This window comes from Streptomyces chiangmaiensis, from assembly GCF_036281785.1.
In the GTDB taxonomy this organism is placed as follows: domain Bacteria; phylum Actinomycetota; class Actinomycetes; order Streptomycetales; family Streptomycetaceae; genus Streptomyces; species Streptomyces chiangmaiensis.
Genome location: NZ_JAYWVC010000160.1, coordinates 1 through 18,302 on the forward strand (window position 1 = coordinate 1; position 18,302 = coordinate 18,302).

At 68.7% G+C, this 18,302-nt stretch carries 19 protein-coding genes and 2 pseudogenes; 13 read left to right on the forward strand and 8 right to left on the reverse strand.

Features of this window, described 5'->3' with window-relative positions:
* The first annotated feature begins 642 nt into the window (after nt 1–642).
* Nucleotides 643–1,395, forward strand: coding sequence for an SDR family NAD(P)-dependent oxidoreductase (locus VXC91_RS32205; protein WP_329510883.1), 753 nt, complete (start codon nt 643–645; stop codon nt 1,393–1,395).
* A gap of 219 nt (nt 1,396–1,614) precedes the next feature.
* Here the strand turns inward: VXC91_RS32205 and VXC91_RS32210 are convergent, their stop codons facing one another.
* Together VXC91_RS32210 and VXC91_RS32215 are read right to left on the reverse strand one after the other, a co-directional pair.
* Nucleotides 1,615–1,737 (reverse strand): hypothetical protein, encoded by a 123-nt coding sequence (locus VXC91_RS32210; protein WP_329510884.1) that lies wholly within the window; start codon nt 1,735–1,737, stop codon nt 1,615–1,617.
* A gap of 105 nt (nt 1,738–1,842) precedes the next feature.
* Entirely contained in the window at nt 1,843–2,271 is a 429-nt protein-coding gene (locus VXC91_RS32215; RefSeq protein ID WP_329510885.1) for an SsgA family sporulation/cell division regulator, read from the reverse strand.
* 1,066 nt (nt 2,272–3,337) lie between these two features.
* Here VXC91_RS32215 and VXC91_RS32220 point away from each other — a divergent pair.
* Nucleotides 3,338–4,138, forward strand: a complete 801-nt coding sequence (locus VXC91_RS32220; RefSeq protein WP_329510886.1) for a DUF427 domain-containing protein — start codon at nt 3,338–3,340, stop codon at nt 4,136–4,138.
* Nucleotides 4,139–4,175: 37 nt separating this feature from the next.
* Nucleotides 4,176–4,415 carry an FUSC family protein gene (locus VXC91_RS32225; RefSeq protein WP_329510887.1) on the forward strand — a complete coding sequence of 80 codons (240 nt, stop codon included), beginning with the start codon at nt 4,176–4,178 and terminating at the stop codon, nt 4,413–4,415.
* Nucleotides 4,416–4,453: 38 nt separating this feature from the next.
* Here VXC91_RS32225 and VXC91_RS32230 read toward each other — a convergent pair whose 3' ends face one another.
* The 3 genes from VXC91_RS32230 to VXC91_RS32240 all read right to left on the reverse strand — a co-directional run bounded on the left by VXC91_RS32230 (nt 4,454) and on the right by VXC91_RS32240 (nt 7,991).
* Nucleotides 4,454–5,443, reverse strand: coding sequence for a cytochrome d ubiquinol oxidase subunit II (locus VXC91_RS32230; protein WP_329510888.1), 990 nt, complete (start codon nt 5,441–5,443; stop codon nt 4,454–4,456).
* Nucleotides 5,440–6,855, reverse strand: a complete 1,416-nt coding sequence (locus VXC91_RS32235) for a cytochrome ubiquinol oxidase subunit I (RefSeq protein ID WP_329510889.1) — start codon at nt 6,853–6,855, stop codon at nt 5,440–5,442. The genes VXC91_RS32230 and VXC91_RS32235 overlap by 4 nt, the downstream gene beginning before the upstream one ends.
* A gap of 965 nt (nt 6,856–7,820) precedes the next feature.
* Entirely contained in the window at nt 7,821–7,991 is a 171-nt protein-coding gene (locus VXC91_RS32240; protein WP_329510890.1) for an ArsR family transcriptional regulator, read from the reverse strand.
* Between VXC91_RS32240 and VXC91_RS32245 the strand changes: the two genes are divergently transcribed.
* The 3 genes from VXC91_RS32245 (at nt 7,930) to VXC91_RS32255 (ending at nt 9,972) form a co-directional block, all read left to right on the forward strand.
* On the forward strand, nt 7,930–8,181 hold the full coding sequence (locus VXC91_RS32245; RefSeq protein WP_329510901.1) for a hypothetical protein: 252 nt from the start codon (nt 7,930–7,932) through the stop codon (nt 8,179–8,181). The two genes, VXC91_RS32240 and VXC91_RS32245, sit on opposite strands and share 62 nt — an antisense overlap.
* Nucleotides 8,174–8,347 (forward strand): ATP-binding protein, encoded by a 174-nt coding sequence (locus VXC91_RS32250; protein ID WP_329510891.1) that lies wholly within the window; start codon nt 8,174–8,176, stop codon nt 8,345–8,347. Before VXC91_RS32245 ends, VXC91_RS32250 begins: the two co-directional genes overlap by 8 nt.
* A gap of 212 nt (nt 8,348–8,559) precedes the next feature.
* Nucleotides 8,560–9,972 carry a purine-cytosine permease family protein gene (locus tag VXC91_RS32255; RefSeq protein WP_329510892.1) on the forward strand — a complete coding sequence of 471 codons (1,413 nt, stop codon included), beginning with the start codon at nt 8,560–8,562 and terminating at the stop codon, nt 9,970–9,972.
* A gap of 425 nt (nt 9,973–10,397) precedes the next feature.
* On the opposite strand, the gene VXC91_RS32260 is transcribed toward VXC91_RS32255, so the two are convergent.
* A complete protein-coding gene (locus VXC91_RS32260) occupies nt 10,398–10,979 on the reverse strand; it encodes a CGNR zinc finger domain-containing protein (RefSeq protein WP_329510893.1) in 582 nt (193 codons plus the stop codon).
* Between the two features lie 305 nt (nt 10,980–11,284).
* Between VXC91_RS32260 and VXC91_RS32265 the strand changes: the two genes are divergently transcribed.
* From VXC91_RS32265 to VXC91_RS32280, 4 genes are all read left to right on the forward strand, one after another.
* Entirely contained in the window at nt 11,285–11,704 is a 420-nt protein-coding gene (locus tag VXC91_RS32265; protein WP_329510894.1) for an Ohr family peroxiredoxin, read from the forward strand.
* A gap of 203 nt (nt 11,705–11,907) precedes the next feature.
* On the forward strand, nt 11,908–12,102 hold the full coding sequence (locus VXC91_RS32270; protein ID WP_329510895.1) for a hypothetical protein: 195 nt from the start codon (nt 11,908–11,910) through the stop codon (nt 12,100–12,102).
* Nucleotides 12,103–12,158: 56 nt separating this feature from the next.
* The gene (locus tag VXC91_RS32275) at nt 12,159–12,833 is read left to right on the forward strand and encodes a molybdopterin-dependent oxidoreductase (RefSeq protein WP_408057528.1); all 675 of its coding nucleotides are present in this window, start codon (nt 12,159–12,161) and stop codon (nt 12,831–12,833) included.
* On the forward strand, nt 12,775–13,485 hold the full coding sequence (locus VXC91_RS32280) for a cytochrome b/b6 domain-containing protein (RefSeq protein WP_329510897.1): 711 nt from the start codon (nt 12,775–12,777) through the stop codon (nt 13,483–13,485). Before VXC91_RS32275 ends, VXC91_RS32280 begins: the two co-directional genes overlap by 59 nt.
* A 35-nt stretch (nt 13,486–13,520) precedes the next feature.
* Here the strand turns inward: VXC91_RS32280 and VXC91_RS32285 are convergent.
* A pseudogene (locus VXC91_RS32285) lies at nt 13,521–13,664 on the reverse strand (response regulator transcription factor); the annotation flags it as partial.
* Nucleotides 13,665–14,336: 672 nt separating this feature from the next.
* Between VXC91_RS32285 and VXC91_RS32290 the strand changes: the two are divergent.
* On the forward strand, nt 14,337–16,118 hold the full coding sequence (locus VXC91_RS32290; RefSeq protein WP_329510898.1) for an L-lactate permease: 1,782 nt from the start codon (nt 14,337–14,339) through the stop codon (nt 16,116–16,118).
* A 57-nt stretch (nt 16,119–16,175) separates the two neighbouring features.
* On the opposite strand, the gene VXC91_RS32295 is transcribed toward VXC91_RS32290, so the two are convergent.
* Nucleotides 16,176–16,574: an STAS domain-containing protein gene (locus VXC91_RS32295; protein WP_329510899.1), complete on the reverse strand. Its 399-nt coding sequence runs from the start codon at nt 16,572–16,574 to the stop codon at nt 16,176–16,178.
* Nucleotides 16,575–17,084: 510 nt separating this feature from the next.
* Here VXC91_RS32295 and VXC91_RS32300 point away from each other — a divergent pair.
* Entirely contained in the window at nt 17,085–17,777 is a 693-nt protein-coding gene (locus VXC91_RS32300; protein WP_329510900.1) for a lysophospholipid acyltransferase family protein, read from the forward strand.
* Between the two features lie 160 nt (nt 17,778–17,937).
* Nucleotides 17,938–18,302: pseudogene (locus VXC91_RS32305) on the forward strand (3-hydroxyacyl-CoA dehydrogenase family protein); the annotation flags it as partial.

The following is an 18,302-nucleotide window of genomic DNA, read 5'->3' on the forward strand; positions in this document are numbered from 1 at the left end:
GTCTGCGGACGGGCTCCTCGAACTCGGCAGGGCCCCGAGCCGCTGGTGAACCGCGGTGCGTACCGATGGGTGACGCCGTGACAGTTTCCGGCAGGCGGACCCGGCGCGGGCCGAAGGAACAGACCGGCTACGACGCGGGGTTTCCCGAAGTGCTGCGAGAAGGGGCGGGCGGCTCGTTGCAGCGTCGCGTGCGGAGCTGCGATTCCTGCGTGAACGCCCCGGAGGACCGGAACTCGACGCCATGCTGGTCGCCAAGGAGAGCCTGGGCGTCCTGATGGCAGCCGATCAGGCCGTCGGCCTCTGCGACGAGGATTGGAGAACTGCGTCACCCCGGCGCGGCCCGAGTCGTGAACGGCACACCCTGGTACGCGCCACCGACCGGTCTCGGGATGTCGCGTATGGCTTCGGCCCGCTCGGCACTGTGCGGGAGACACTCCATCTGGAGGGGATCATCCGAGGTCGCCCCGCCGCGGTCGGTCGAGGTTATGGCCGCCATCGGCATCTCCTATGGACGGCAGAAATCTTCGGCCTGCACCGTGCGCTTGTCCTGGACGTCGCCTCGAGCACGAGGTGACGTCCAGCCAGGGAAGCGGCATCGCCCTCTCCTGGGAGAAAGCCTCTAGGGAAGCGAAGGATTGGCCGATGAGTTCTACCTACCTTGCCGGGAGCGTCGCACTGGTGACCGGCGCCACCAGCGGCATCGGTGCGGCCACTGCGGTGAAGCTGGCCGAGCGGGGCGCGCATGTACTGGTCGCCGGCCGGGATCGGGCGCGGGGCGAGGCGGTGGTCGGCGCCATTCGCAGTCGCGGCGGCACGGCGGACTTCGTCGCCGCGGATCTGCGGGACGCCGCGTCCGTGCGGAAGCTGGCGCGCGAGGCCGAAGAGCTGGGCAGGGGACGGGTGGACGTCCTGGTGAACAATGCCGGGATCTACCCGTTCGGTCCGACGGAGCAGACGGACGAAAGCGAGGTGGACGCTGTCTACGCGCTGAACGTCAAGGCTCCGTTCTACCTGGTGGCCGAGCTTGCTCCGGCGATGGCGGAGCGTGGCTACGGGGCGATCATCAACGTGGGCACCATGGTCGCCGAGTACGGGGCGCCGGGGATGGCTCTGTACGGGTCGAGCAAGGCGGCGCTGAATCTGCTGACCAAGGCGTGGGCGGCCGAGTACGGTCCGCGCGGTGTCCGGGTCAACGCCGTCGAGCCGGGGCCGACCCGGACGGAGGGCACGGCCGGCATGGGTGAGGACCTGAACGCTCTGGCCGCGCAGGCGCCCGCCGGGCGGCCCGGGGAGCCCGAGGAGATCGCCGAGGCCATCGCCTTCCTGGCCGGCGACGGGGCGAGCTTCGTACACGGCGCGGTGCTGCCGGTCGACGGCGGCCGCGTGGCGGTCTGACACCGTACCGGTCTCGGCGTGGTGCGGGCCGATCATGCGGTCGGCCGGCACCACGCCGGCGCAGCGGATCGGGCCGGGTGCGAACGGTCGTCGCTGCGGAGTAGGGGACGCAAGCGTCGCCCGCCAGGGCCGCTTCACCCGGCCGGGCATGTTCCGCCTGCAGGCTGTGGTCTTCCTGCGGCCCTCGGGTGCTCCGGCCGAAGCCCGCGAAAGACGTGGTCACGCGTCCTCGGCGCCGCCCTGACCGTTCGCCGGGTCGATGACCGGCTGCCGGGGCAGAAACGTGCCGTGCTTCAGCGCGAGCACGGTCCGGCCGGCCAGCACCATCGTCGCCGCGGTCACCGCGGTGGCCAGCAGCCAGGTCAGCTCGTCACATGGCTGACGTGGGCCCCCGCCAAAGGTCGCGCCGGCTCACCCGTGGAGCGACCCACGGACATCGGATGCCGCTCACGAACGCCCGAGCAGGTCGTCGACCACCGCATCCCAGTCCACGCCGTCCAGCTCCTCGCCCATCGGCACTGCCCCGAAGGTGTCGTGCAGCCAGTCCTCCACACAGCGCAGGTCGGCCTCGAACAGAGCCGTGCGTCCGCGGGTCTCCAACCGTATGCGCACCATCCACCGCCGGTTGAGACGCACGGGCCGCACCTGTACATCGCCGGCCAGAAGCTGACGGCCGATACGCCACGTGACGGGCGGCTTGTCCTTGGGCCTGAAGGTGAGCGTCACGATGAGGGGGTCGTCGGTATCGAAGCGAAAATCGGCCTGCATCGGAATCCGGAACGATTCCCAGATGAGTTGGTTGATGCGCACCGAAAGTGGTGCCACCTCACGACGCGCCGACTGCGGAACGTGAGGGTCGTGCTGATTCTCTGCCATGGCGGGTGTGCCTTTCCGTGGGGGTCTCCCATCAACAGCCCACGGTCACCCGCTCCCCGCCCCGGACACATCTGTCACCTGACCATGGCCGAAAGCGCAGACGCCGAGCGACACCTGCCCGGCTCTCCCACGGCGAATCTCCCGCCGTCCGGCAAGTTCGAGTCACTCGACTGATTCGGTGAGAACTGCGGCGGGACCAGCCTTGCACTGTCGTCCGGATGCACCGGACGCACCGCGTCACGACTCGCAAAGGAGGCGACCCTGACCGCGCACCATACGAGACGCCGCCGGCTTACCGATCGGCGCAGTCGTTTGACTGATGTCGCCGCCGGGTGAGCAAGGCATCCTGGTAGGGACAGGGCAACCGCCGCCCACAAAGGACGTCCCCGCCGCATGTGAGTCAGCGCCGACCGCCGGCCAGCGCGCTCACGGCTCGTAGGCACCCGAGTCCTGCCGCCGCTCCTTGCCGTAGATCTGTGCGGCGCGGAGACAGGGTCGCCTCGCAAGCCCTTGAGCGGTGGCGTCACAGTGGTGCCCGACCGGCAGGCCTGTCGCGGTGGCCCGGCTTCTGGCTCGGGGCCGGGCCACCGGCGAGCGCACCTCCCGGTGCACCCGTGGACGGATTGCTCGAGATGAGCCGCTCGAAACTGCGGTGACCGTGCCGGTCCCTTCGCCCTCCTCTCCTGTTTCCCATCGCGGTCACAATCAGGCACTGTGTCGGCGCGGAGAGTTCCTGAGGCACCGAGCGTTGGCATCGGGCGGAGGCCGCGCGCCGGGCGGACGGTCCGGCCGGCACCGGGATCGTGCCGGCATGCCACCACAGGAGTAGCGCCGGTCGTTCGCGAATGCGGCGAAATTCCGAACAAGCCCGAGCTTGACGATCTGCTCGCGGACCGCGGACTCGTCCGCAATCGGCTGGAGATCGCTTCGACGGTGCGAAACGCCCTCCCGGCCCGCCACGGCAGAAGATGCCATACAGCCGCCCCCGTGATTGCCTGGTGCAGACCGGGCCGTGCGCGGCCTCTGGCCCCCACGGCCGGCATGCACCGCCACGAGGACACGACTCATGAACTACACACCGGACTACCCGCAAATGATCGTCCCGGTCGGCCATGTCGAGCCGGTACCGCGCCGCATCCGTGGCTATGCAGCCAACCTGCAGGTCTTCGACACCGTTCGGGCGCGATATGTGTGGCTGTGGCCAGGCTACCCGCAGTACTGCATCCCCCGGGAAGACATCCGCGACGGTGCTCTGCTCGACGAGGGCCGAACCATGGCACTGCGCATCGGCACGGCTCACCGCCGGACCCTCCGACTGGGCTCGCTCACCCGCTCGGGCGCGGCCTGGGAATGGGGTGACGATACGTCGCCGGACATCTCCGGCTTCGTCAGCTTCCGCTGGGAGGCGATCGATGCGTGGTTCGAGGAGGACGAGGAGGTGTTCGTCCACCCCCGCAGCCCCTACACCCGCGTCGACGCACTGCGGTCAAGCCGCGGTGTGCGCGTCATGCTCGACGGGGTCGTGCTCGCCGACGCGCCGTCCTCGGTGATGGTGCTGGAGACGGGCCTGCCGACGCGCTACTACCTCGACCGCGTGTATGTCGACTGGACCCGCCTGCACCCTACCGACACCGTCACCAGCTGTCCCTACAAGGGCAGGACGAGCGGCTACTGGTCCGTCGAAACCGACACGGACACCTACCCCGACCTCGTCTGGGCCTACGACTTCCCGACCCGGCAGCTGACGCCGATCGCCGGTCTGGTCGCCTTCTACAACGAGCGTGTCGACCTCTACCTCGAGGGACATCCCCTGCCACGCCCGCCAGCCGTCAGCAGACCCATATGGGAGCACGAGCACCCCGTATGACCATCACGCATGGGCCTGTGCCACACCACCGCTGAAGTTGACGGAACGCGCGTCGGTGATCGCGCTGACCGTCTGCGCCATGCAGCTTGCAGGGGCCGCCCACTATGGGTGGTGGTCACTGTGTCTGACCGTCGTCGCGCTGTTCTTCGGCATGGAGCACGATGCGGACGACTGGCGACTGGCGGGCGTGCGCCTGGGCCTGACAGTGGCCGGAGCCGCGCTCGCCCTCATCGTCTGTGGCCTCGCAGACCGGCGGCGCCCCCTCCCCGTCACCTGACACACCGCGCCGCGCCAGGGATACGAATGGACGTCTTGTCAGCCGAGTTTGCGTCGCAGCTGCAGGGTGTACAGGACGAAGAGCGAAGGCGCGATCAGGGCGCCCGCAACGCAGGAGACCACGAACAGCACCCACAGGCTGGCCGACGGCGCCGCCGCGTTCTGGATGGTCAGGTGGGTGCCCAGAAGGTAGGGGTACTGGGCGACGCCCCATCCTGCGACGACGGTGGCGATCGCGAGGGCGGCCAGGGCGCGTACGACGGAAGGGCGGCCCCTGCGCAACAGGAGCAGCGCGGCAAGACCACAGAGACCCGAGACGCCCAGCAGTGGCGCGCCCACCGTCCTCAACTGGTGGAACAGACGCGGGGAGTCCGAGTACAGGACGTACACGCCCACCAGGGCCACCACTCCCGCGACGACGCCCGCTCCGAAGGCCCGGAGGCGGAATGCCTTCTCCAGGGAGGTGTCCGCTCGACGCTGGGCCTGCCCGGTGAGGAACACGGCGGCGAGGTAGGCACAGACGGTGACTGCGAGGACCCCGCCGAGAATCGAGGTCGGATTGAGCCAACTGGACAGTGCGTCACCGTGCCCGGCCGAGGGCACGCGGCCGGAGGCGATGCCGCCCGTGATGGTGCCGAAGAAGAACGGAGTGAGCACCGACGAACAGGCGAAGGTGACACCGCTGATCCGCTCCCCCTGACGTTCGGTCAGCGCATGGCGGAAGGCGAAGCCCGCTCCCCTGGTCACGATCCCCAACGCCGCAAGTCCGAGGGGGATGTACAGGGTGGTGGTGATGGCGGTGAAGGCTTGGGGAAAGCCGGTCCAGATCGTGACGAGACAGAAGATCAGCCATGTGTGGTTGGCCTCCCACACAGGACTGAGGGAGAGGTTGATCAGCTCGCGGACACGGTGTCCCCGCGTTCTGCCCCCGGCCGTCAGATCCCAGAAGCCGGCCCCGTAGTCCGCACCGCCGAAGAGGGCGTAGGCGATGACACCGACGAACAGGACCGCCGCGATCACCGTGCTCATGCGTCATCAGCTCCGGGGGTGCACCCGTTCATCGCCGGCGCCGGTTGAGGTCCGTACGGGACCCCCACGGCATCGGTGTCCTCTTCCGACCATCTACGGCGCATGCTGCGGAGCACGAACAAGGCACCGGCACCGACACAGAAATAGATCGCGAGGACCGTGCCGAACAGCGGCCACAGATCGCCTTGCGTGGCGACAGCGTCCCTTGTCAGCAGGAGCCCCACGACGGTCCAGGGCTGGCGGCCGACCTCGGTCACCACCCAGCCGCTCTCCAGAGACACGACCGAGACCAGCCCGGCCACGGCCGAACTGCGCAGGAACCAGCGGTTCATCGGCACCTCTCGGCGCCGCCACCACAGCCAGGCGAACCACAGGGACAGCAGAAGCAGCAGTGTGGCGGTGCCGACCATGACGTCGAAGGCGAGATGCACGACGTTGACCACCGCGTCGTCGGGGCGCACGTCGGCCGGGATCGCGTCGAACCCCTGGATGGTGGTGGAGGGGCGGAAACCGGCGAGGATCGAGGCGACACCGGGCAGTGGGATGCCGTAACGCACCTCGCCGTCGATGTAGATGCCGCCGAGGATCTCCGGGATGTGGCTGCCGGTGGTCGGCACCATCTCGATGGCGGCGAACTTGGCTGGTTCCCGGTCGAAGACCTGGCGGGCGATGGTGTCCCCGACGAGGAACTGCAGCGGCATGGCGATCGCGGCGACCGTGAAGGGAACGAGGAACCCCAGCCGGTGGTAGCGGTCCCGGCGTCCCTTGAGCATGCCCCATGCGTATACCCCGGCGACCACGAACCCCGCGACGATGTACGCGGCGAGGAGCATGTGCACCATCTCCCACCAGAACGCGCCGTTGAAGAAGACCTTGGACGGGATCACGTCCACCACACGCCCGTTCTGCACGGTGATCCCCGCGGGCTGGTTCATCCAGCTGTTGGCCGCGATGACGGAGGCCGTTCCACCGACTCCCGCCAGGGTGACCACGGCGCCGGTGAAGAAGTGCGGCCACGGCGGCAGCCTCTTCCAGCCGTAGATGTAGATGGCCATGAAGATGGCTTCGAGGAAGAAGAAGAGCCCTTCGATGGCGAACGGAAACCCGAACGCCGCCCCGTAGGCATTCATGAGCCCGGGCCACAGCAGGCCCAGCTCGAAAGTCAGCACCGTGCCGGACACGGCTCCCACGGCGAACAGCACGGCGGCCACCTTGGACCATCGCTGCGCCAGGAGCAGGGCCTGCTGGTCGTTGCGGCGCAGCGCGCGGTACTGGCAGATCAGCATCATGAAGGTGAATGCGACACCGAAAGGCACCAGAATGATGTGAAAGCCCAAGGTGAAGGCCATCTGCTCACGCGCGGGGAGGAGTTGTGGCGGGTCGGCGGCTCCCAGCAGGGCGGACAGCACCATGAATTCTCTTTCCGGCTCGGACGGCGGCGGACGATGCGTTGGTCGTGGAAACAGGCTGCTGGTGCCGATACCCACGGCAGGGGAAACTCCCGCGAGGCGGCGAAAACCCGGAGACGAGACGGAGTTGGACGAGTCCGGACAGCGTCGGTGCGGTGCTCACAAGTCCAGGTGCAGGCCTGTCATATCGCCCGGCCAGGCACCGGCCGGGCAGTCGAACCCACCGCTCGCATCATGGCCCCTACAGCGGCATGAGGTTCGTCCGTCCAGGGATTCCCGGACGCCATGAACCAGATGAAACTCCTGGTCGGAACCCACCCAGGCGCGAGGTGGCGCCAGGCATGGCGAGTCGGCCGCCGGACTGAGCTCCCCACCTTTTCCGCCGTCTTTTCCACGACCCTTTCTGTGTCCTGAGAATCGTTCATGGCCTTTACCTTACGGGACCTTGTGCCGGCCTGAAGATCCTCCAGAGCGGCCGGGTCGAGCAGTTACGGAGGGACGTGCCTTTCGCGATCGATGATAAGCAGCCATCAGTCGGCAGACTCGCTGCGCCGGGCGGCGGTATCGGCGATTCCTTCCGCAGGACCATGCCCTCGGTGACACTGCCGGAAAGGCCGAGCATTTGTGCGCATAGGCCCGCGCCAAAGCATTGGCCACCGTGGCCGTCTGCTCAAGCTCGGCTTCGGTGTGTACCCGGGCCGGCGCTTTCATCATGGCTCATGGCCGGCCGAACCGCTCAGGGAGCGCTTCGCCGATCATCGCCCCGCGGAGCGCGCGGGCCGCCACCCGTACGGGCGGTTTGTGATCGTGGACCGGGGTGTCGGCGGACGTTGGCGCGTAGGTCAGCAAAAGGGTCGGAAACCTGTACAGGGGCTCGGTGGAGTGGATGGCCGTCCGGCGAGGCGGTGGTGGGCGGAGGCGGACTGCTGTTCCTCAACTGTCCTGGGTTCGCGGTCTGATGGCGGTGGTCATGAGTCGGTCGCCGAGCGTGCTTCTCCGGTACAACACATGCCGTCCGTCACGGGTTCGGGTCCTGTGGAGTGCAGGACGTGCAGGTGTTGAGTGACGGCGCTTGGCGTGACCCGGAGACGGCGGGCGAGCTCCACGGTGGGCAGCGGCTCTTCCAGGAGGCTCAACACCGCCTACACGACCCTGGACGGCAGCGCAGGTTCCTGGCTCGGGGTACGCGTCTGGGGCCAGGCCGGCTGGTGGGGCGTGTGCGCGTTCGTCGCGCTGCTTGCCGCACTCGCCCTGGCCCGCCACCTGCCGGCGCTGTACAAGTTCGAGGAGAGCCCTGCCAGGACCCGTGCCGGGAGTCCGGATGGCTAGGGGTGGTGGGAGCGATCAGGCGTCGTACGGCACCTTCGACGAAGGCGGCCGCGGCCTGTTCGTCGTCGCCCAGCTCGCCCAACGCCGGGGCACGCGGCACGGCCACCACGGCAAGACGATCCGGGCGGAACCGACCACCGGATCACACCTCGGCCTGCCGGCCTGATATCGCGGCGCGCGAGGCCGCCACGCCTCAGGCGGACCCCATCTACGTCAGCGGCCGGCGCCGGGCGGTGCGCCGTGTCCAGGCGTTGAGCGGTGGCTCGTGACGTGCTGCCTCTTGACAATCTATTCAGTCACCAAGAACTCTGCATGACGTTATGCACACCCGGCAACCCGAGGTCCGCCGACAACGCGACCGAGGAGGGACAGTGGATCATGGCAGAGACTCTAGTCGAGCGGCACTCCATCGATGTCGTACCGGACGAGGAACGACACGGAACCGCCTTCTCACAGTTCACACTCTGGCTCGGTGCCAACCTCCAGATCACCGCCGTGGTGACCGGTGCACTCGCCGTCGTCTTCGGCGGGGACGTCGTCTGGTCGCTGCTCGGCCTGGTGGTGGGCAATGTGCTGGGCGGCGCCGTGATGGCGCTGCACTCCGCGCAAGGCCCCAAGCTCGGCCTTCCGCAGATGATCCAGTCGCGCGCCCAGTTCGGCGTGCGCGGCGCGGTAGTCCCGCTGCTGCTCGTGATCCTGATGTACGTCGGGTTCTTCGCGAGCGGCTCGGTGCTCGCGGGCCAGGCGGTCGGGGAACTCACCCACACCGACCACACCACAGGCATCGTGATCTTCGCCGTGGTCACGGCGGTCATGGCGGTCGTCGGCTACCGCGTCATCCACGTTCTCGGCAGGCTTGCGAGCGTCGTCTGCGCGCTCGCCTTCGTCTACCTGGGGATACGCCTGCTCGACCAGGTCGACTTGTCGACGCTGCTGAAGGACGCGCACTTCTCGCTGCCGATGTTCCTGCTCGCAATGTCGCTGTCGGCGTCCTGGCAACTCGCATTCGGACCGTACGTCGCGGACTACTCGCGCTATCTGCCGCGCACCACCTCCGGCCGGGCCACCTTCTGGTGGACCCTGTCGGGCTCGGCACTCGGCTCGCAGTGGTCGATGACGTTCGGCGTGCTGGTCGCGGCGACGGCGGGTGACAAGTTCCTCGCGAACCAGGTCGGCTATGTCGTCGGCCTCGGCGGCGCGGGCCTGATCGCGTCGTTCCTCTACTTCGTGATCGCGCTCGGCAAGCTGACCATCAACGTGCTCAACACCTACGGCGGCTTCATGTCGATGGTCACCAGCATCAGCGGATTCCGCGGCCAGCGCCTGCTCTCCCAGCGCGGCCGGGCCGCGTACATCGCGCTGATCATGATCGCGGGCACGGCGGTCGCGCTCCTCGGCAAGGACAGCTTCCTGGCCTCGTTCAAGGACTTCCTGCTCTTCCTGCTGACCTTCTTCACACCGTGGTCGGCCATCAACCTGGTCGACTACTACCTGATCTCGAAGGAGCGGTACGACATCCCGGCGCTCTTCGACCCGGAGGGCCGTTACGGCGCCTGGCGCTGGGACGCGCTCGTGGTCTACGCGGTGGGCCTGCTCGCCCAACTGCCGTTCCTCGCCACGGCGTTCTACACGGGCCCGCTGGTCGCTCCGCTCGGCGGGGCGGACATCTCCTGGATCGTCGGGCTCGTGGTGCCCGCGCTGCTGTACTGGCTGCTCGCACGGCGGAACCCGGCGCTGCCCACGGGGGAGGAGCCCGGCGCGAGGACGGGGGCCGCCGCCCAGGCCCTGTAGCCGGGGCCGTACCGACGACGAACGGCCTCGAAGGGTGCCGCGAATGCCGCGGCGGGCTGAGGCGGACGCACCGCCCCGGCCCGCCGCAGGGAGGGATCACCTCGGGCCCACGGCCCGGGTGATGGTCTGGCGGAAGGCGTTGCCCCGGTCGTCACCGGCCGTGGCGCGGAGGGTGACGTAGGCGGCCTTCTTCGGAGCGTCCGAGGTGGTTCGCCGGCCGCTTGCGCCGTCGAAGCGGCAAAGCCGGCGCAATGCGCGGACCCACATCCTGTACGAGAGCGTCGATCGGACAGCAGGTCCCCTCGGGCGCGTCATCGACATCCTCATGGTCGGAGGACAGCCGGCAGCCCGTCCAGCGCTCTGCCCACTTCGGCCCCGAACCCCGCTCGGCGGCGTTCACCGATGAGGGCATGCCGGGCCGAGCCCTATCGGCCCGCCGGCGCAGTCGAGGCTGAACGGCGCGGCTTGCTCGTACGCTTGCGTGCACGATAGGCGGCCGCCTTCACCCTGTTTCCGCAGGGATCCATGGCGCACCACTCCCGGCCGCCTCCACGCGACCGGTCGACGAAGATCTGTGTGCATTCGGGCCTGCTGCACTCCTTGAGCAGCGCCCCTTCCGGCCCGCCGAGCAGCTGCACGGCCTGTCGGGCGACCGAGGACAGAGCCTGTTGCGCAGTCGCCTCGATCCGGCGCCCCGCCTGCGTGAGCTGCGGAACCGCGGACGGCGTCCGCGCCCGGCCGTTGACCAGCTCGAGCACCTCGGCGTCATAGCCGTCACCGGCCAGCCTGGCAGCGACGAGCAGGTAGATCGCCTCGCGCAGAGCCACCGCGTCCTCCAGGTCGGACGGCTCGCAGTGCGTGTCTCCGTCGACGATGCCGGACTCACGGAACCAGGCGTCGAGAGTCTCCGGTGCGGTGAGCACCTCGATGGGCGCTGCGTTGCGCCGCAGGCGCAGGGTCCCGAGGAAATCCAGCACGGGGACGCCGCACTTGAATACATGCGTCATATCACCAGTTTGAGCGGTGACGACCGAAAGAACAAGCGGTATCCAGCGGCGCCGTTCGGCGCACGCCGACCCTTGATCTCCGCCCCCGCGAGACGGTGCCGCCGACACCCCCTTCTCACTGTAGGGTCCGGCCGCTGGGCGCGCACACGTACACCGCACCCGGAGTTGCCCACCCCCGCACGAAGACCCGGTCGGGTCTCCCGTCACCAGTTTGACAGGTGACGGCTTACCTGTCAGAGTCAGCACCGGTCAGAGGGGTGAAACCCCTGCCGGCACTCTCCCAGGCGAGCCCGAAAGGCACGATCATGACCGAAACGAACTACACCGCTGTCGTCACCGCGACGGGCGAGGGTCGCAACGGCGGCCGTGCCGCGTCCGACGACGGTCTCCTCGACCTCACGCTCGCCATCCCGAAGGAGTTCGGAGGCAACGGCGGAGCCACCAATCCCGAGCAGCTCCTCGCTGCCGGATGGGCCTCCTGCTTCCTGGGCGCAGTCAAGATCACCGCCGCGAAGAAGAAGGTGCCTCTGCAGGACCTGGCGGTCGTCGCCGAGGTCACGCTCCACCACGACGCGGGCGACTACAACCTCAGCGCCGTCCTGCGCATCGAGCTCACCGGGGTGGACCAGAACACCGCCGAGGAGCTCGGCGCCGGCGCACACCAGATCTGCCCGTACTCCAAGGCGCTCAACATCCCCGTGACCATCGAGGCCACGGTCGCCTGAGTGCGCTGCCGGCGCGGCACGGTCGCAGCGCCTCCCCCGACCTCCCACACCGTCCCCGGGCGCCGTGGGTCTCCGTACGTGCCCGGCCCGGAGCAGCGGACCACCGACGCGGCCGATCCTTCGGCGCAGACAGCAACCCGCAGGGACAGTCGGGCGGCCCTTGCCCCCTCAAGACAACCGATCACATGAGGAGGAGAGATCTCGTGAGCCAGGCGGTCGAGTTCGCCCACACCGTGGGAAACACCGGCACGGCCGAAGGCGTGCCGACGTCGCAGCCGCCCGTGGAAGGTGGCGCCCCGGTGTTCCTGCGGGAGGCGGACAGTTCCGAGGCGTCGTGGGCGAGGTACGGCATCGCGGAGCGGGCCGCCGGGTTCATCGCATACCCCGGGGTCTGGTGAAGATGGCCCGTCGACGGAACCAGCCGGCCGACGGAGCCCCGGTGGCGCGGCGGACGATGCTCACGATGCTCGGCGCCGGGGCCATCGGCCTCTCCACGGCGCCCTGGGTGCAACGCGGCTGGGAGAAGGCTCTCGGCGCCGCCTCGCAGAACGATCCCACCGGGCTCACCGGAGCGCTGCCCAACCCGGGGGGCTTCCGCTACTACAGCGTGGTGGGCTCGGTGCCGCGCAAGGATGCGACCGACTACGCACTGCGGGTCGACGGCCTCGTCGACCGGCCGACGACCTACACACTCGACGATCTGCGCGCACTGCGGCAGACCCGGATCGTCCACGACGTGCTGTGCACCGACGGCTGGCGGGTCGAGAACACCCCGTTCGAGGGAGTGAGGCTCTCCGAACTGCTCGAGGCCGCCGGGGTACGTCCCGAGGGCCGCGCGATCCGCTTCACCTGCTTCGACGGCGTCTACACCGAAAGCCTCACCCTCCGCCAGGCGTACCGCTCCGACATGTTGGTGGCCCTCAAGATGCAGGACAAGCCCATCACCCACGAGCACGGTGGTCCGGTCCGGCTCTACGCAGCCCCGATGTACTTCTACAAATCGGCCAAGTGGTTGTCCGGCATTTCAGTGACCGACAAGGTCGTCCCCGGCTACTGGGAGGAGTACGGCTATGACATCGACGGATGGCTCGACGGCGAGGACCGGAACGGCGACGGCTCCGCGGCCTGAGCGCCCCGGCCGGATCCGCCGGTTCAGCCGTGCGGAGCGCCTGGTGCACGGTGCCACCGGCTGGCTGATGCTGATCTGCGTGGTGACGGCGGCCTGTCTGTACCTGGCACCGCTGGCCCAACTGGTGGGTCGCCGCCACCTGCTCGTCACGGTCCACGAGTGGTCGGGCATCCTGCTGCCCCTGCCCTTCCTCCTCGGCCTCGCCTCCCCCGCTTTCCGTGCCGATCTGCGCCGGCTGAACCGCTTCGCCGAGTACGACAGGCAGTGGCTGCGGGCTGCCCGCAAGCGTCTGACCCGGCCGGGGGCGCGTCCCGCCGGCAAGTTCAACGCCGGGCAGAAGCTCTATGCAGGCTGGATCGCCGGCGCCGTGCTGGTCATGCTGGCCACCGGGCTGCTGATGTGGTTCACCGGACTGCTGCCGATGATCTCCCGTACCAGTGCGATCTTCGTCCACGACGTCCTGGCCTGGGCCATCGGCGCGGTGCTGATCGGGCACATGAGGAAGGCGTACCGCGACCCGGAGGCAAGGCTCGGAATGCGCACCGGATTCGTGGAGCGCGACTGGGCGAGAACGTGGCACCGCCACTGGCCCGTCGAGGACCCGCCGGCCGCGAGGGGCGCGGATTCGGGCACGGCCGGCCGCGAGCGCTGAGTCTTCGCCGAACTCGGCGTCCGCTTGGCGAGGATGTTCGAGATGTGGGTACCCGCCGTCCTCTGCGAGATGTGGAGCTCCTGCGCGATACGGCGGTAGCTGTGTCCGCGCGCCACGAGCAGCAGCGCTTCCGACTCGCGCGGAGTGAGTCCAAGGGAGCCGAGCTCCTCGTCACGCACATCGGGTCATGCCCGCTCACCCGCGGTGCACTGGCTGGCCGATCCGTCGCCCCGGCGCCCCGGCCCGGGCTGGAGCGTGATCCGGGACGAGCCGGCCCGCACCGCGAGCCGCCGTCTTCCTCTTCCGAACGGCGCTCGCAGAGCGCGTTGGTCATGGCCGCCCGCTCTGGCGGGAGTTCGCCTGTGACATGGGCCACCTGTGACCCTTGACACCGATCCGGTACCACTGCATCCTTCCACCATTCGGTCGGTGTCTACCGAGTAGTGGAATCGACCTCGTCGCCAACACCTCGGAGTACCCGCATGGGACACCGCATGGGAGCGAGCGCCGGAACGAACGACCCGCTTCCTCCCGAGCCCGCTCACGATCTCCGCGAGCGCAGGACGATAGCGGCGCAGGCCACCGGCGCCGAGGTCATGGTGACTACTGACCGCCAACCCCGGGTGCTGGATGCGGGTCGCGGCCCCCCTCCCCGCATGGCCGAAGCCTGCCCGCTCGCGCACACCGTGCAGTGCTCGGCGCCGCCGTCCGCGGCGTCCCCGTACGGCAGTTGCTCGAGCGAGCGCCATACGGACCCGGCACGGTCGTCACGCACACCATTCCCAAGACCACCACGGTGCCGAGCCGCGGCGCGGCCCCCTCCTCTCCGGCGTCGTAGAAAAGGGTGCTACATGATCCTCGCCAACTATCAGCAGGACTACAGTCCGGTGGGCGATTCGCTCGGGCTGTCGTCCATCATCGCGATCCTTCCGCTGCTGGTCCTGTTCGTGCTGCTCGGCGTAGTGCGCATGAAAGCGTGGCTCGCCTCCCTGATCTCCCTCGTCGTTGCCGTGGTGCTCGCGGTCGGCGTGTACTCGATGCCACTCGCCGACGCGCTCAACAGCGGGCTGTTGGGCGCCGCATTCGGTTTCTTCCCCATCATGTGGATCGTCATCAACGCGATCTGGGTCTACAACCTCACCGTCGAGACCGGTCACTTCGACGTACTGCGCAGGTCGTTCGCGTCCATCAGCGACGACCAGCGAGTGCAGGCGATCATCATCGCCTTCTCCTTCGGAGCCCTCATGGAGGCGCTGGCCGGTTTCGGCACGCCCGTCGCGATCAGTGCGGTCATGCTGATCGCCCTGGGCTTCAAGCCGCTCAAGGCGGCCACCGTCGCCCTGGTCGCCAACACCGCGCCCGTGGCGTTCGGTGCGATCGCCGTGCCCATCACCACCCTGGCGGGCGTCACCGGCCTGCCCGTGGACGACCTCGGCGCGATGGTGGGCCGGCAGACACCGATCCTGGCGCTGTTCGTGCCGCTGGCTCTGGTGTTCATCGTGGACGGCCGTAGAGGGCTACGGCAGACCTGGCCGCCGGCGGTGGTGTGCGGCGTGTCCTTCGCGGTCTTCCAATACCTGTCCTCGAACTTCTGGTCCGTTCCGCTCGCCGACATCGTCGCCGCACTCGCCTCCGCGCTGGCGGTCCTGGCCTTCACCCGGGTGTGGCACGCCGATGAGGCGTACCAGGAGAGCGACGAGGACGACGGACTCGACGGTGCCGACGGCGGCTCCCGCCGGCCGCGGACTCCCGGCGGCGAACCGGAGCCGGAGAGCGGCGAGTCGGTGGACACGCGGGTGCTGACCCGGGCCCGTGCGGACGCCGACCGCGACGTGCACGACTCACCGCTGGACGTCTTCAAGGCGTACGCGCCCTACCTGGCCATCATCGTGGTGTTCGTACTGGCCACCCGAGTACCGGCGATCACCGGAAAGGCGCCGACAAAGGTCGGCACGACCGGGACCGGCCTGGAGTCGGTGACACACATCGTCAACTGGCCGGGCCTGCACATCTTCAAGGCGAACGGCGACCCGGTCGCCACCACCTTCAAACTCAACTACCTTTCTGCTGCCGGGAGTCTGCTGCTGATAGCCGGCCTGATCAGCATGGTGCTGATCCAGATCGGCCCGCGCCGCGCCCTGCACGCCTACGGACGCACCCTGGATCAGCTGAAGTTCGCGGTGCTCACCGTCATGCTGGTGCTGGGACTCGGCTACATCATGAACGAGTCCGGTGAGACCACCACGCTGGGTCTGTGGGTGGCCGGCGCCGGCGGAGCCTTCGCCTTCCTCTCACCGATCCTCGGCTGGCTGGGCGTCGCCGTCACCGGCTCCGACACCTCCTCCAACTCCCTGTTCGGTGCCCTCCAGATCACCGCCGCCCAAAAAGCCGGTCTGTCGCCCACCCTCATGGCCGCGGCCAACTCCTCCGGCGGCGTGCTCGGAAAGATGATCTCCCCGCAGAACCTCGCCATCGCCGCAGCCGCGGTCGGTTTCCAGGGCCGCGAGGGGATCCTCTTCCGCCGGGTCATCGTGTGGAGCGTGGTCTTCATGCTCTTCATGTGTGTGCTGGTCTATCTGCAGAGCACCCCGGTACTCGACTGGATGGTCGTGGACACGCCGACAGCCCCCTGACCAGGACAACTGCCGCTGCGGGTTCGGCCTGGTGGTCGGTACGGGCTGGCTCGGCTCTCAGGAGCGCGGCCAGCTCGCCAGGCCATCGGCCGAGGGGCGACGTCGTGTTGCTTCCTCGGGTGAGTCGTAGAACTCGAAGGCGTCGTCGAGACCGGTGAACTCGAAGACTTTGAGCGTGCGGCTGGAGGCGCAGGCCATCCGCAGTGACCCCTGACTGTCCCGGATGCGCTTGGTGATCGCGACGACCATGCGCAGCCCCATCGAGTCGATGAAGCGGACGAGGCGAAAATCGAGGACGAGGTGATGGTGGCCTTCATGGAGGAGTTTGCACACCACTTCGCAGATCAGGGGGGCAGTGTGGGCGTCGACCTCGCCGTCGATCTCGACAACGCTCCAGCCATTGATCACGTCGTGCCTGATGGTCACCCTGTCGTTTTGGATCAGGCTGCTTGTCATGGCCATAACCCTTCTTGCCCCTTGTGGCGGCGCCGGATCCGGCGCTCGCCCTGTGTAGCCTCGGCGTCTGTCGACGTGGTTCCTGGTTCCATCCAAGGCGCCTGCTTCTTGATCGCAAGCTGAGGACCCCTATCGTCAACGCCGCGGCTCCGGAATGCGGGCGACCTGCCTGTCCCAGGGACGACCGGCCACCCGCCCCCGCAGGGCGCGTGCGGTGGCCACAGATTCTGAGGGGCCGGTGGTCCGCGCTCACGCCGCATGATTCCCCGGGTCTGGTCGGGGAACCCGTCCAGAGGTGTATCCGTAGCGGGCCTGCGCCCCCGCCCGGTCGAGGTCCGCCCCCGATCGTTTCGGCGTCCTGTACCGGGTGAGGGTACGGCCGAGACTCGAGTGCTTCCCCGCCGCTCCCGAAGGACGGTCGACAGGTGGGGGCCGGGCGTACGGCCCCGTCCCCCCGCGAGAGGGCGCCCTCGCAGGCGTGGGGAGCCGGTTCGGTGTGGGGAGCCGCTCGTGTTCTATTACGTGCTCAAGTACGTCCTTCCGGGGCCGTTGCTTCGGCTGCTGTTCCGGCCGCGGGCCGAGGGGCTCGAGCACGTTCCGCCGGAGGGTGCGGCGATCATCGCCGGGAATCACCTGTCCTTCGCGGACCCCCTCCTCATGCCCGCGATCCTGAAACGGCGCATCACCTTCCTGGCCAAGGCGGAGCACTTCACGGCACCCGGCCTCACAGGCCGGCTGACCGCGCTCGTTCTCCGTGGTGCCGGGCAGATCTCGGTCGACAGGTCGGGCAGGGCCGCTGGGCAGGCGGCCCTCCGGGAGGGACTGGCAGTACTGGCGAAGGGAAAGCTGCTCGCGATATATCCGGAAGGCACGCGTTCCCCTGACGGTCGACTGTACAAGGGCAAGGTCGGGGTGGCGGTGATGGCGCTGGCTGGGCAGGTTCCGGTGATTCCGTGCGCGATGGTGGGGACCTTCCAGATCTGGCCGCCTGGACATGTCCTGCCGAGGCACCGGCCGGTCGTGATCCGTTTTGGGGAACCGCTGGACTTCTCGCGCTTTGTCGGGATGGAGGACCAGAAGACGGTGCTCCGGGCCGTCACCGACGAGATCACGTACTCGATCTTGCGGCTGTCGGGCCAGGAGTACGTGGATCGATACGCAGCCGACGTAAAGGCCGGACAGGCGGATCGGCGGCGGGGATGAGGCTCCGCCGCCCCTTGGCTGCGATTCCTTCGGATGGCCGTACGTCACAAACGGGCACCATGGTCACCCTGTCGGATGCGGCTCACTGGAGGCCGCCGACGAGGCCCACATGGAAGGGGGTCAGCTCGTCCGTGCGTCCGGCGAGGATCTTCGCCAGCGGGGTACGACCGTGGCCGCCGCGGTCTTCGCCGACGGCCTGCCCACCCGGCGTACCCTGGGTATCGACCCTCTGTCATTCGATACACCCCGCCGGGCACTCGCCACCACCCCGGCGTCGGACCCGGATGTGGTGCGCGACGCGCAGGCCGTCCTGACGAGGTCCGGCGCGACCGTCACGGTCGTCCGTGACACTGCGGGATCGGTCGCCCAGCGGCTGGTGTCCTCGATCGTCTCGGTGGCGGCAGCCATCGCCGAGCGCTCCATCGCCACCCCCGACGACATCGACGCGGCGGTCACGGCCGGCCTGGGCTATCCGCACGGCCCGCTCGCCTGGGGCGAACTGATCGCAGGACGGCGACTGCTCAC